16 protein-coding genes and 1 tRNA gene are annotated in these 13376 nt (G+C 55.0%); 4 read left to right on the forward strand and 13 right to left on the reverse strand.

The annotated features are described in order from the left end of the window. Positions 1–102: 102 nt before the first annotated feature. From WMO64_RS02415 to WMO64_RS02465, 11 genes are all read right to left on the reverse strand, one after another. On the reverse strand, positions 103–276 hold the full coding sequence (locus tag WMO64_RS02415; RefSeq protein ID WP_349230880.1) for a hypothetical protein: 174 nt from the start codon (positions 274–276) through the stop codon (positions 103–105). A gap of 90 nt (positions 277–366) precedes the next feature. Further along, positions 367–861 (reverse strand): hypothetical protein, encoded by a 495-nt coding sequence (locus tag WMO64_RS02420; protein ID WP_349230881.1) that lies wholly within the window; start codon positions 859–861, stop codon positions 367–369. Positions 862–1006: 145 nt separating this feature from the next. Continuing rightward, complete coding sequence (locus WMO64_RS02425) at positions 1007–1642, reverse strand: PcfB family protein (RefSeq protein ID WP_349230882.1); 636 nt, start codon at positions 1640–1642, stop codon at positions 1007–1009. Continuing rightward, the gene (locus tag WMO64_RS02430) at positions 1633–1923 is read right to left on the reverse strand and encodes a hypothetical protein (RefSeq protein ID WP_349230883.1); all 291 of its coding nucleotides are present in this window, start codon (positions 1921–1923) and stop codon (positions 1633–1635) included. Before WMO64_RS02430 ends, WMO64_RS02425 begins: the two co-directional genes overlap by 10 nt. 130 nt (positions 1924–2053) lie before the next feature. Continuing rightward, a complete protein-coding gene (locus WMO64_RS02435) occupies positions 2054–3379 on the reverse strand; it encodes a relaxase/mobilization nuclease domain-containing protein (protein WP_349230884.1) in 1326 nt (441 codons plus the stop codon). Continuing rightward, positions 3379–3687, reverse strand: coding sequence for a plasmid mobilization protein (locus tag WMO64_RS02440; protein ID WP_349230885.1), 309 nt, complete (start codon positions 3685–3687; stop codon positions 3379–3381). Before WMO64_RS02440 ends, WMO64_RS02435 begins: the two co-directional genes overlap by 1 nt. Positions 3688–3875: 188 nt before the next feature. Continuing rightward, positions 3876–4250: an LPD28 domain-containing protein gene (locus WMO64_RS02445; RefSeq protein WP_349230886.1), complete on the reverse strand. Its 375-nt coding sequence runs from the start codon at positions 4248–4250 to the stop codon at positions 3876–3878. Positions 4251–4262: 12 nt separating this feature from the next. After that, entirely contained in the window at positions 4263–5105 is an 843-nt protein-coding gene (locus WMO64_RS02450; protein WP_349230887.1) for a DUF3560 domain-containing protein, read from the reverse strand. Between the two features lie 12 nt (positions 5106–5117). Beyond that, on the reverse strand, positions 5118–5513 hold the full coding sequence (locus tag WMO64_RS02455) for a DUF3846 domain-containing protein (protein WP_349230888.1): 396 nt from the start codon (positions 5511–5513) through the stop codon (positions 5118–5120). 81 nt (positions 5514–5594) lie between these two features. Further along, positions 5595–7367 carry a ParB/RepB/Spo0J family partition protein gene (locus WMO64_RS02460; RefSeq protein WP_349230889.1) on the reverse strand — a complete coding sequence of 591 codons (1773 nt, stop codon included), beginning with the start codon at positions 7365–7367 and terminating at the stop codon, positions 5595–5597. A 108-nt stretch (positions 7368–7475) separates the two neighbouring features. Next, complete coding sequence (locus WMO64_RS02465; RefSeq protein ID WP_349230890.1) at positions 7476–8444, reverse strand: replication initiator protein A; 969 nt, start codon at positions 8442–8444, stop codon at positions 7476–7478. A 142-nt stretch (positions 8445–8586) separates the two neighbouring features. On the opposite strand from WMO64_RS02465, the gene WMO64_RS02470 reads away from it, so the two are divergent. The 3 genes from WMO64_RS02470 to WMO64_RS02480 are packed head-to-tail and all read left to right on the forward strand — an operon-like array spanning position 8587 to position 10669. Next, complete coding sequence (locus WMO64_RS02470; protein ID WP_349230891.1) at positions 8587–9063, forward strand: hypothetical protein; 477 nt, start codon at positions 8587–8589, stop codon at positions 9061–9063. Further along, the gene (locus WMO64_RS02475; protein ID WP_349230892.1) at positions 9060–9704 is read left to right on the forward strand and encodes a hypothetical protein; all 645 of its coding nucleotides are present in this window, start codon (positions 9060–9062) and stop codon (positions 9702–9704) included. The genes WMO64_RS02470 and WMO64_RS02475 overlap by 4 nt, the downstream gene beginning before the upstream one ends. Next, positions 9704–10669, forward strand: coding sequence for a hypothetical protein (locus WMO64_RS02480; RefSeq protein ID WP_349230893.1), 966 nt, complete (start codon positions 9704–9706; stop codon positions 10667–10669). The genes WMO64_RS02475 and WMO64_RS02480 overlap by 1 nt, the downstream gene beginning before the upstream one ends. A gap of 335 nt (positions 10670–11004) precedes the next feature. Here the strand turns inward: WMO64_RS02480 and WMO64_RS02485 are convergent. Then, a tRNA-Ala gene (locus WMO64_RS02485) sits at positions 11005–11080 on the reverse strand. Between the two features lie 421 nt (positions 11081–11501). Here WMO64_RS02485 and WMO64_RS02490 point away from each other — a divergent pair. Further along, entirely contained in the window at positions 11502–12164 is a 663-nt protein-coding gene (locus tag WMO64_RS02490; protein ID WP_294522595.1) for an HAD family hydrolase, read from the forward strand. A gap of 56 nt (positions 12165–12220) precedes the next feature. Here the strand turns inward: WMO64_RS02490 and WMO64_RS02495 are convergent, their stop codons facing one another. After that, a complete protein-coding gene (locus WMO64_RS02495; protein WP_349230894.1) occupies positions 12221–13375 on the reverse strand; it encodes a DUF362 domain-containing protein in 1155 nt (384 codons plus the stop codon). Between the last annotated feature and the right edge of the window lies 1 nt (position 13376).

Below are 13376 nucleotides of genomic sequence, written 5' to 3' on the forward strand. Positions count from 1 at the left end.
GCCCCCGCAAGGGGGCGGCTCGCGGGCGATTGCGCCAGCAATCGTCCGGCCTTGACGGCGGGCAGGCGGCGGGATACCCTCCCCGCAGGGGAGATAACACCCTTACCGTTCCGGCCGCTTGACTGGATTTCCCCGTGTGTGCTCAGGGGGCGCGATATTGCGCTCAATGGAGTTCACCATCTTCTTGCTCATATCCTGCACGCTGTCCAGCGCCTGCCGTACCTCCGGCGTCGCCCATCCGCTGTACAGTTCCCCCAGACGGGACAGGTCCGGCATACTGCGCTCCACGCCGAATCGGCGGCACAGGATACAGGAAATGCTCTGGGCGTCCAAATCACACTCGGCGCGGGTGTAATAGGCGTTTACTCACTTGGCGTGCAGCCGGGAATGGGCTACCTCGGCGGCGATGGCGGCAAACGCCTCGTTGTCCGGGTAATCCGGGTTGACTGCCAGCTCCATCTTGTCTGCGTCATAGTAGGCCGGGCAGTCCAGCCCTCCGTCGATGACCACCGGCACGACGGAGTAGTTGAGCACGGTGGTCAGAGCCTTTTCCATCTCCGGCGAGCCGTTTTCCAGCGTGACCTTTTTGACCTCCCGCCCATAGGTCTGGGAAATGTCATAGGCGGGGGCCAGCACATAGCCTTTGCCAAAGGAACCGCGGGAGAAGATCTGAAAGCTCTTTCCGGCCTCGCTGTCCTTGACGCTGCGGCCCATGGTTTTCCACTTCTCTCGGGTGCCGAACTGCGTCACTTCGGGATTTTGGAACATGGCGAGGGCGATGTTGCCGGGGCTGTAATGGGGATTGTCCCCCTGAAGCTCCAGATACCGGACATACGCCTCGGGATTGCTGGCGATCTCCATGATGCCGGCGTCCTGCATGGCCGTGGCGTTGTCGCGCTCGGCCTGCCGTTCAAACTTCCAGCGCTCATCACTGGCGTTTTTCTGAGAAATAATGTCTGCAAGATTAGCGATGCCAATTCCTCCTTATAAAATGATGTAGTGGTTTTCAGCGTGTGCGCTCCTTCTGCCGCACGGGGGTAGATTTCTCCATGCTCTTGGAGGCCGCTTGCAGCGCGGCCAGACGGCCCCGGACAGAGGGCTTGCCCTCTGTCGGTTGCTCCGCCTTTTCCGACAAAGCGGATTTAATTGTCCTCGTCTGCGGTTTCGAGCCATTCCCGCGCTCGGGCGAGGATCTCCCTTGTTGAGCGCGGGAGGCGGCTTTTTTTGCGTCGCCCTCCTTGGATTCCTTATCCTGCTCCTTCTGCTGCTCAGGCAGCGGGTAGCCCATGGCCTGAAATAAGGCGTTGAGCTTGGCGGAGTACCGCTCATTGGAGATGATGTCCACATCCGCGCCCTCTTTCCCCTTGGGACGGGCGATAACGTACAGGACGCCGTACTCTTTCGCCAACTTGGAAAACTGCTCCACATCCTTGGCTTTGAGGGGCAGGACCATGGCTGGGGACGGGTCCTTTGTCAGTTTCTTGATGCTGGTTTTCCCGATGATCTTGCGGTCTGACTGGGCTAAAGCAATCAGCAGGGCGGCGACATTCTTAATGCCGGACGCCGCCAGTTTGACCGCAGTTTCCCCAGCTTGCAGGCTCTCCTTTACCATCAGGTCCGCCACTTCGCCGCTCACATCCACTTCGGCTCACCTCCCATCGCCGCCACCATCTCCGCGACGGTGCAGAGCTTGGCGTGCTCCCGCCAGTGTTTCATCTGGTGCAGGACATGGGCGGCACGCTTTTCCAATGGATATTCCGCCACCTGTAACACATCTGCTGCGGACTGCCCGTAATCCAGCAGGGTAATCGTGCCGCGTATCCCGATCTCGGTATCCTCCACATGGAAATAAAAGGCGTCCACCGGCATATCCGGGAACAGGGTGTAGGCCGTCCAGCAGAGGTAGGCGTACTGCTCCGGCACATAGACCTCCTCGATGGGGAACAGATAGGATTTCTCCCGGCGGACCAGAAACAGGTAGTCCGCAGCCTCACAGCGCTCCAGTTTTTGAATATCCAGCCGCAGGCTGTCCGGGTCTAAGGTGGGACGGCAATCACCGATCAGGCGGAGAAAATTTTTGAGATCTTGCTTGACGAGTTTTAGTAATGGCTTTTTGATGTTCCTGCTCCTTTCTCTGCGCGTCCCTGCAAAGCTCCGTCTGTGACCGGATATGGCTGACAGCCTGTTCAATCTGGCCGCAGGTCTTGAGCTTTTGGCGCAGGGGGCGCAATTTCTGTGTAATGGCCTGTATCTCGCCGTCCACGTCCTGCCCCCGCCGTTTGCGGCGATACAGGTCTTTCCGCTGGTCCGTCAGGGCGTCTATCTCCGCCTGTAAAGCGTCCCCCAGCATAGCGAGCTGCGCTGCGTTGTCTACGCGGTTGGCCTGCAAAAAGCGGAATTGCGCTACATAGCGGTTCAGCCGTGTGACCTCCTTGCGGACGCTGAAGGGCAGGGGCGGACGCTTGGGGGAGGGCCTGCGGATGCCTAACAGATACAGATAGTGGACGTACAGGGCGCGAAAGCCCTTTAATTTTTGATGGGGGCGGCGTGGCAGCAGCCCATTTTTAACGGCATAGCGCCGGGACGGTGGTTTCGGGGGCGATGCCGCTATGGGAGATTCCCCACGCCGCACCCCGGCCAGCCGCTCCTTGATGGCATCCTCCGTATAGCCGTCCCCCAGACTGGCAAGGCGGATAAAGCGAGCGCCGCCCGGCGGCCGGACGGCGGTGTGCTTTACATTGGGGCCGCGCTTGATGGTATAGCCCATCCTGGCAAGCTGCTCCCAAAAGGTCTGATAGGTAAAAGCGCTGTTGATAGCGGCGTCCATGTCCTGCCGGATCAGGCCCCGCACCGTGGCCTTGCCGCTCTGCCCGGCGCTCCATTCCGCATAGTGCTCTCCCTTGGCCTCCGGCTCAATGACGGAAACGCCGTGGGCGCGGCTCACCTCGTTGGAGATGCCCCGAATATCCCGGTAGTAGTCCTGAAAGTTGTTGCGGAATTTAGCGCCGTCCATGAATCCTACGGAGTTGAACAGGATATGACAGTGGAGGTGATCGTGGTCCAAATGGGTGGAAACGATGACCTCGTATTTATCACCCAGCAGCCTTTGGGCCAGCTCCACTCCCATTTCGTGGGCCTCCATGGGCGTCACCTCGCCGGGAGTGTAGGAATGGATGATATGGTAGCCCTGCACGCCGCCGCTCTTGCCCCAGCGGCGCTTGGTAGCCATCATGTCCCAGTAGGCGGTATCCAGCTGGCAGTTGATTGCGGTGGCAAGGCGGGGGCCTCCATCCGGCAGGCTGGTTTTCTCCGGGTTGAGTACATAATCGGCACAGTGATCCAGCCTTGCTCTTACGGGGATGATTTTGTCATAGGCCACTACACCGCCTCCCGTACCAGCCACCACGCCTGCTGCACCAGCTCTGACGCTGCATGGATCTCAGCGCGGGTAGCCTCACCCCGGGCATTGGCCTGATGGGCCAGCTGGTTGATGTTGTTGCCGATGGCGGACAGCTCCCGCAGCAGGGCGGCATAGGCATCCGGCGGGCGTGGGCGCAGGTTCTCGCCCATGATGAGCTTGCGGATATGTGCATTGGCGTTGAGGCCGGTAGCGGCGCATTGGCGCATGAGGTGTTCATGCTCTGCGTCGTTCAGCCACAGGCCGATACAGCGGGGCCTTGTTCTCATGGCATCATCCTCTCTGCGTGTAAGTTTATCTGTCCCAACTTGGGACGCATTTCGAGTGGGGTTTCAGGGGGTATCCCCCTGACAAGTGGCGTTTGTGGCACAAATGCCGTACTTGCGCGGACAGCGACGCCGGAGGCGTCGCTGTCCGCTGGCGCCTCTCAACGGCTGGATTGACAGGAGATTTTCCTTCAATCTGCCTTTCCATAGATTTGTTCCAGCCGCAGGGGGTCATAGTGGGGGGACAGGTATTTGTCCTCGAACTCGGCGGGGGTGTAGCTGCCGATCCCCAGCTCGTCCTTAAAGTCCTCCGGCCCGATGGCAAGGCCCTCGCCGTCTGCGCCCTCCACCGGGACAGGGGTGAGGACGGTACCGTAAAAGCCCTCGTCCACCTCGTTCATCAGGCGGCGGGGCTGGCACCAATCCTCCGGGGCCGCCTGCAACTCGTAGCAGTACATCCCCAGATGGACGGTCTGACGGCTGACCTTGTGGGGCGTATAGAGAGCGGGGATACCAAAAATCTCGATTTCTTCCATCTTGGTGATGCTGGCGTTGATGACGTTCATAGTCGGTTCCTCCTATCGTTCCGGTGTGTTCTTGCTCTTGGCTGTGGGTTGAAGTTTCCGGGGGTCTGTCCCGTCTGTGGGGCAGATGGCAGGTATCCGGCTGGCGGCATAGATGGCGTCGCGGGTGAGCTGGCGCTGCCATGCCCCCTCGCTCCTCGCCCAGTGAAAGCCCCGGCTTTTCAGCTCTTTGCGGGTTTCAGCCGGGGGGATCTCGTCAAAAAAGATTTGCAGGCGGTTTAAGTCCGCGTTGGCCTCGACATGGCCGCCTTCAAACTCCCAGCCCTGAAAACCAACGTCCCGGTTGCGCTCCAACTGCTTGATGCGCTCCTGTATCCGGTGGATCTCCTGATTGTTGTTGGACAGGGCATAGGAGGGATACGGGGCAGTCACCCATGAATAGGCGTCCGCCATGCTGTTATCCAGCTCTGCGGCCAGCTTAGGCGATACGCCCTCACAGCCCCGGCAGGTCTGGTGCTTGCGGTAGTAGGCGTTGACCGTTTTCATAAACGTCTGCTTTTCCTGTAACCGTGCCAGCTTGGCCTGCAACTTTTCCAGTGCCGCCGGGTCATCTGAGGAAATAGCAGTATTGCTCTCAGCTGCCCTTGCCTTATGCTCGTAATAATCCGCCTTTTCCGATGCGGCGATGGACTGCTCCATTTTCCGGTCTGACCGCTCCAGCAACTTCCGGTGCCCCCGCTCTGAGTGATGGCCCACCAAAATGGGCTGGCCGGGCGGAATGTGCTCCAGCATGGAAACAGATTCATGGGAAAGCTGGCTGCTCTGCTGGCGGGCCTTTTCTGCCTTCTCCCGGTAACGGTCTATCCGGGCCTGTTTTCGTTCTTCGTAGTCGTTCATGGATTCACCGCCTTACTCGCGTCCCGGCGGGGTGGGATGGCTAAGCCCTTTAGAGGGCTTATTTTTGGTGCGCGGCTCCACTTTCAGAGTAATAGGTTCATTTCCGGCTGCGCCCAACAGGATTTCCGCCTGATGGAATTTCTGTTTGTAGGTCTTGACCTGCTCCGGTGTCAGCGAACAGAACGATTCCGCACCCTGCCCGCAGACAAAAAACGTGCCGAACACACCGCCATAACCGCCCTCGATGCTCCGGTTGAATGGAAGGTGTTTTAAGATGCCTTCATCATTGCAGACGATAGCGACGGGTTCCTGATAGGGATAAATAGCTTGTATGCTCCCGCCCACAACAGCCTGCATCTCACGCAGGCCATTGATCTCCTTTTCATAGGGGGCATAGCCCGGTTCCACTACTAAAACATTCAGATAAAAAATCCTCCTTTTTTGATTTTGACACAAAAAAAGCGCCTTTCGGCGCTGCTGTCAAAACCGTTATCTGGCTGGGGTTTTCATACTGTCCTTGAGGGCCTGCTTGGCCTGCTGGCGCTCCTGCACTTTTTTCTGCAAATCCAGCGCGTCAAACACTTTGCGTTTGACCTCACTGGTGGTAGGCAGGCGAACATTGGGAAAATACTCCTTCAGCTCCGTGCTGGTAAAGATATACTTCTGTTCCGGTTCAGGCTTTTCCTTGACGATGGAGGCGATTTTTTTCGTGTCCAGCGGTGCGGGTGCCTTTTCCTCACCTTGGGCCGGGGCCTGCGGGGTGGACGACGGTGCTTTCGCGGGAGGGGCTTTGGCGGCGGCCTTTTCCGCCTCCTGCGCCGCCCGGCTGGCCTCCTTCAGCTGGGTAGCCTGCTCCAATGTGGGGGAATGGCCGCTGTCCTCGATAAAGTCCGCAACCTTGCCCTGTTCCTCCGGTTTCAAGTAGGATAGCTCTACCGCCGTATTGAACGCCAGCTTTTTATCGTCCACGCGCTTTTTCAGCTCCGGCACAAGGGAGTCGATGCGGACAAGGCGGTTGACCTGGTTGCGGCTCATCCCCATGTCCTCGGCCACAATCTGGTCGGTGCGCTTGCTAGGGCCGGTGAGCTGGTCCATTTTGGAACGACGGCCCGCCTTGCGGGCCAGCGCCTCCATCTTCATCTTGGCGGCGCGGGCCAGCTCTGAGGTGGGAATATCCTGACGGTGCAGGTTGCCGTCCACGCACTCGATCTGGGCGTCGTTGGTGTCCACCTGCTCGATGATGACCGGGACAGGGTAATTCAGCTGCTTGGCAATGTCATGGCGGCGGTGGCCGGAGATCAGCTCCAGACCGCCGCCCTCACGGGGACGGGCCTTGACAGGCTCGTTGATGCCGTTGGCCTTGATGGAGTCAAACAGCTCCTTGTAGTCGTCCACCTCGCGGTTGACGGTAAAGGGATGGTCCAGAAAATCAAAGAAATAGTCGGGATGCAGGCGGATGGAAAAGCCCTCGCCCTCTTGGGGGATAGGCAGGTCCTTCAGCGCCTTTTCGTCTGGTTTTTCCAGACGGTCTGCAAAAATCTGTGTGATTTTTACACCCTTAACCGGGTCTTTCGCCGCCTCTGCGGTTTTCGGTGGGACGGCGGCAGGTGTGGTCTTGGTATCCGGTATCTTGGATTGCTCGGCGGGGTTTTTGCCGTCAGCGGCAGGCGGGGCCTTGGTATCCGGTGCCTTGGCCGGTTCGGCGGGTTTCTTGGCGTCAGCCGTAGGCGCAGCCTTGGCATCCGGCCCCTTGGGTGGCTCGGTGGGTTTCTTGGCATCAGCCGCAGGCGGGGCCTTAGCATCTGGTGCCTTGGCTGGCTCAGTGGGTTTCTTGGCATCAGCCTCAGGCGCAGCCTTAGTATCCGGTGCCTTGGCTGGCTCGGTGGGTTTCTTGGTATCAGCGGTGGGCGGAGTCTTGGTATCCGGCGCTTTGGGTGGCTCGGTGGGTTTCTTGGCGTCAGTCGTAGGCGGAGTCTTGGTATCCGGCCCCTTGGCTGGCTCGGCGGGTTTCTTACTGTCAGCCGCAGGCGCAACCTTGGCATCCGGTCCCTTGGCCGGTCCAGCGGGTTTCTTACCGTCAGCGGCGGGCGGAGTCTTGGTATCCGGCCCCTTGGCTGGCTCGGTGGGTTTCTTGGCGTCAGCGGCAGGCGCGGCTTTGGCATCTGGCGCCTTGGCCGGTTCGGCGGGTTTAGGGGGAGAATGGGATTGACTGTTGGAAGAGAAAAGTGTGTTCTGATTGGGGATTTCTTTGTTCTCGGGCATTGAATACCTCCTTTTTGTTCCCGGATAGCAAAAATGCGTCCCAACTTGGGACGCAAAACGAAAGGCAGTATGCAGTTTTGCTGACTTCACCTCCTACGCCTGCTGGCTTTACTGCCCGTATAGGTCATGCTGTACCTCGGCCTGAAAGTAATGCCCGATGGTAACGGGGGCATTATACAGGGCGGTCAGCAGATACCCTCGGATATTGCGGATCTTGGTGGTGTTCTCCCTCATGCGGTCAAAGACATACTCGATATGGGACTGCTCCAGCCGCCAGAAACGGTCCTTTACCGCCTCAATGGGAATCTCGCCGCCTCCAATGCGGATGGTAGGGCTGGTGCTGCAAAGCGTGTCGGTGATAAGGTCGAGGATTGCATCTACTTCCTCATAGCCGTACTGCTCTGCAAGCCTCTGGTACTCGATGTTCTCTTTCACTTCTTCTCTGACCTCGCATCTATCCATCTGTCGTACTGCGATGCTTTGGGATGGATAGATAGATGGATCAAGATAACTATTTTCAGGATAGATTATATTATTATAACTTCCGTCGGATTTTCCGAAGTCTGCACTTCCGTTTTTCCGAAGTCTTGAAGTCTGGTTTTCCGCAGTCAAGACTTCTGATATTCCGAAGTCTTGACTTCCGGTTTTCAGAAGTCTGGGGTACGGTTCCTCCGGCTCGGGGGGCGGTGCTGGCGGCTGGGGGATCTCGGCGGTAGTAAACTGCTTGACGTAGATTTTGGCTGGACGGCCTTGGCCCTGCTTGACGCGCTCGATCAGGCCGATGCCCTTGCCGGTATCCAGCTCGGCCAGCAGCTTGACGGCTTTATCATGCCCGCAGTTCAGGTCGGCTTGTATCTCGTCCAGAGGATAGTAAATATAAACGCGGCCCAGCTCGTCATACCAGCCGTTTCGGGAGGACAGGCCCATACGGTCCAGCAGCAGCCCATAAAGCAGTTTGGCGTCCGTGGACAGCCCCTTGAATTGCTGGCCGGTAATCAGCAGCCGGGGGATGCGGTAGTAGCTGAAAGCATCCGACTGACCGCCGTAGAAATAATCAAAAGAAATTGCTTGGCTCATGTTATCACCTCCATTTGGCCATGAAAAAAGAGCCAAATATTGGCTCAGAGGCATTGTGTACTGAGTAAATTCTGATATAATAAGTTTAATAGTTCGCTGTTATATAAATAGGTGGCAATAGAAACATGCTGGGGGAACTAAAATGGAAACTGTAAAGGGAAAATTATTTCAAGAAATTTCAACTAAACGGGTATTATCTATTTGCTATCAAGCTGATGAAAACTATTATGATTTGATTCGCAATGCTCAACGCCAAGGATTTCGACAAATAATAATTACTTCTGATATAATGCTGGGCCTTTGCGAACACTTTTTACTAGAGAAAAATATAGAAATTTTGTCATTTGATTTTTTAGTCGAAGATGACGAATTAGATGAAACGATTAAATCAATGCTCAGTTCCCTTTATCAAAATAAAGCATATTGGTCTGTCCTTCGACGCTATATGGAGTTTCTTCAAAAAGAAGATTCAATTGATATTAAGTCCACCCTTTTTATGGAGAAACCGTCAGGAGAACATTTTTCTCTCTATGTTAATGGAATTTTTACAGCATCTAGGCAGTACTACAAGAAAATTTCGGATTTTTTGAGTGAGTATATTGCGAGGTGCTTAGGATGAAAATTCCATTTAGCGTCCAGACCGCAATTAAAGCAATTTTAATTCCACTTATAGCAGTAGTAGGTTTAAACGTCCTAAATATTTTTGATTATGTGACAATTGTCCCACAAGAGTATAAATTTGAATTTGGATTAACCATATATTTAGCCATCTGTGAAGCAATTTGGGAAGGTATCAAGAGAAAATGCTCCAGTTTGTGCGCCACCATAAATTGCATTTTCTATACAAAAGAAGAGGAAAAAACCATAAAAAATACCCCAACGATAATTTGTGGTGCATCCACAATGAATGTTTCAAAAATTAAATGTCAGATACTTTTAAATGGTAATCCCGACTATCTATATAAATCTAAATTGCAGTTTAGTCTACCTGAGTGGTTATCCTCTCAGGTGCCATCCAGTAATAGAGTGTTAAAATATGAGAATAATTTGCTCACATTTCACTTTGATAGGGTTATTGTAAATAATGGACAAAAAAGCATATCAATCAGCCAAATTATAGAAATCCCATTTATCCAGAATGCAGACGATGAATTTTTGTCTATTACTCTGCGCCCCCAATTACTTCTTGACGGTTTTGCTAAATGGTTGGTTTGTTTCGATACAAATGAAATTAAGATTTGCAATAGGGAGGTACATTAATGCCTAATTTATCTACAACTACATGGGTCGACGAAAAAACGACGAGTTTACAGGAAGTTGAACGATTACTTACTTCTCCGCATGATGATGAACGATCTAGTACATCTCTTAGTTACATTAATTGGAATGTTGAAAAATCTTTAGAACACGACTGCACCTTAAAATTTAATGGGAAAGAAACGACATTTAATTGCTTTCGGTATTCTTTTGAACAATTCTCGGTAGGGATGGAAGATGATAAAGTAAAAAAAGAAGGCTATATAATTCCATATTTATGTAATGACAAAATCCGATATATAGTCACAAGAAATACGGGGGCAATGACAATGCTCCGAAAATTATTAGCTTACAGCGGAAAAAATGAAATTAAGAAAAGTCCTCTAAATTTAACAGACGATTTGTTTGTTTGGCTAATCAGTAAAGTATACAAAGGAGAAAATATATTCGTCAGTGAAAGTGAAGATCTTCAAAATTTAACTATTGATTCTATTCGAGGGATAAAGGGGGACACTGAGGACTTATTAACCAAAGTCAGTGCCGTTGGAGAATCAGTGATAAATATAATCAGTACACTTTCTTTTTTGCTTGAAAGCCAAAACCTCAATCAGATCAAATTGGCTATCAACTATGGAAAACATGAAAATATTGATATGGCTTTAAGTATAAAGAACGTTGTTTCTTGCGATTTTATACGTTATCAAGGAGAATACTTAAGTTTTGAAAATGAAGATGAACGTATAGCAACTTTATTTGTAATGCTTTACATGGAAATACTACCAATTATTATACAAACATATGTTAGTGAAATCGAAAACAATCAATGGGGCGGCGGTAAATCTGTGGATTTTTTGAAACAAGTTGCGGAGGATCTCTCAGGAAAAGTGAAAAAACGAGTAGAAGATTTAACTAATGAGTCAAACCAATTTTACCATTCTTTGAAAGGGGATTCCATGGAAACGGAATAAAATGAGTCCGTTTTCGTTTTTATAAAAAATTGTATATAATCCAATAATTGGTGTTTTGTTGGGGGGGTATCATATAATTCAAATGCGTCACATCATCTAAACTTGCTGTTTGGTTGGCAAGAGGGGCTGGATTTGGCTCTATGGCACAATATTGGTCCGACGAGTTTCTTCAAAACGATTTTAAATCCGTCCCAACTTGGGACACAAAAAAAGGGGGGCGTTCACACGGAACGCCCCCCTTTTGGGAGTGCTGAGATGGCAGGGATATGCCGATTTCATCATAGAAAAGGGAAAAGGCTTGTTTTCTCACGAAAACAAGCCTTTTGCGTACCCTTTGGTGGAGATAAGCGGGATCGAACCGCTGACCTCTTGAATGCCATTCAAGCGCTCTCCCAGCTGAGCTATACCCCCATATTCTTCCAAAAACGGAAGTTTATAGGGTACGCGGTATGAAGTTGTCGATTGTTGGTTGCTCATTGGGGGCATACTTTTAATTTATCAGGCTCCCAGCTGAGCTATACCCCCATGATTGACTTGTGGTCCGCGCTTGTCCCGTGCGGAACGAATGTAATAATACCAGAGGCGGCCGGAATTGTCAAGCGTAAATTTCAGAAATGCGAAAAAATCTTTTTCCTCTCCACCTCCTCCGGCCTGATTGATTTTTCCACGGTGCTGGCCTATAATAAAGGTCCCGGCGGAAGGCATCCCGCCGCCGGGAGCGCGCCCGACGTCCCGCCCTCCGGGCGGCCGCCAGCGGCTGCGGCGTCCCCCGCCTGCCGGGGGGAACATTACTCTATCTGCGCCGCCCAGCGCGGCGGAACGGGGGATTTACATGAGATATCATACCGCGGTCTTTGACCTGGACGGCACCCTTCTGAACACCCTCCAGGACCTGGCCGACAGCACCAATTACGCCCTCGCGGTCAACGGCCTGCCCGGCCGCAACCTGGACGAGGTCCGCTGTTTTGTGGGCAACGGCGTGGGCAAGCTCATCGCCCGGGCTGTGCCCGAGGGCACGCCGGAGGCCCTGACCGCCAAATGCCTCAGCGATTTCCGGGCCCACTACTTTATTAATATGGAGAACAAGACCGCTCCCTACCCCGGCATCACGGAGATGCTCTCCCGCCTGGGCCAGGAGGGTTTCCATCTGGCCATCGTGTCCAACAAGTTCGACAGCGCCGTCAAGGGCCTGTGTCAGACCTACTTTGAGGGGTTGATCCCGGTGGCCATCGGCGAGTCCCAGGGCGTGGCCCACAAGCCCGCCCCCGACACTGTGTTCAAGGCCCTTCAGGAGCTGGGCGTACCCGCCGAGGGGGCCGTGTACATCGGCGACTCCGACGTGGACATCGCCACCGCCCGCAACGCGGGCCTGCCCTGCATCTCGGTGAGCTGGGGCTTCCGGGACAGGGACTTCCTCCTCTCCCACGGCGCCACGGAGATCGTCTCCAACCCCCAGGAGCTCTACGCCGCCCTCACCGACGAGAAAGAGCGCTGAACCAGGGAGTATAAAACGCGCGGAACCGCTTTACCGGTTCCGCGCGTTTTTTCTCGCTATCCCCGCAGCAGGCGGGACAGTACGCCGGTGTGCAGCTCCACCGCCTTGTGGGGGCACAGCTCGTGGCAGCAGTAGCAGCGGATACACTTGCCGGTGTTGATCCGGGCCCGGCGGTTCTTCACGGCGATGGCCTTCACCGGGCAGGAGGCGGCGCAGATGCCGCAGCCCACGCAGGCCTCGGTCATCCGGGGCGTGGCGGACAGGGCCCGCCGGGCCAGATCCACCAGGGGGTTGAGCGCCGCCGGCAGCCCCACCATGTTCCCCTTGGGCGCGGGGGGCAGCCTGTAACCGGGCACCGGCAGTTCAGTCTTGTCCAGGCCGATGAGCTCCACCTGGTCCAGGTCCACCGGCCCCAGCTCCCGCTGCTCCGCCGCCAGCAGCAGCGGATTGTCGGCCTTTCTCAGGCCCATGACGGCGCCGGCGACCACGTCCAGCGCCAGGGGGTTCTCCGATGCCAGCAGCAGCCCCACGGGCCGGGGCGTGCCGGAAGCTCCTGGGCCAGCCCCTTCCATGCCCACTACCGCGTCCATCACCGACAGCCGGGGCGCCGCCAGAGCGCACAGGTCCAGCAGCATGTGGGCGAACTGCTCCTTGCTCTGGAACCGGGTGTGGCACCCGGCCTTGGCCAGACCGGGGATCAGGCCGAAGGTGTTCTTCACCGCGCCGGTCATCATCATGAACATGTGGGTCTTCAGCTTGCACAGGTTGATAATTCCGTCGGCCTGAAAGGGGGCGGACAGCACCTCAAAGGAGCGCACCAGCTCCCCCTGGGGGAAAGAGCGCTGTTCCCGGCTCATGTCGTAGTTGAGCACCGCCCCGGACTGCCGGGCGGCCTCCGCCATGCCGGTGACGTTGTAGAGCTTCTCCAGTGCGGCGGGGCTGTTCTGCCAGTGGCCGCCGCCGGGGCTGTCCAGAATGACCGCCTTTGCCCCTGCCCTGGCCGTCTGGGCCGCCACCGCCGCCACCACCGACGGGTGGGTGGTCACCGCCCGGTCGGGGGCGATGGACTCCAGCAGGTTCACCTTCAGGGCCAGGGTCTCCCCTGCCTTGGCAAAGCGGCCCATGCCGCCCATCATGTCCAGCAGCGCTTCCAGCTTCTCGCCCGCCTGGGCGTAGTCGGTACAGCGCACCGCGTACACTTTATTGTCCATA

Origin of the sequence: Pseudoflavonifractor intestinihominis (assembly GCF_040096055.1) — a bacterium.
Taxonomy (GTDB): Bacteria; Bacillota; Clostridia; order Oscillospirales; family Oscillospiraceae; genus Pseudoflavonifractor; species Pseudoflavonifractor intestinihominis.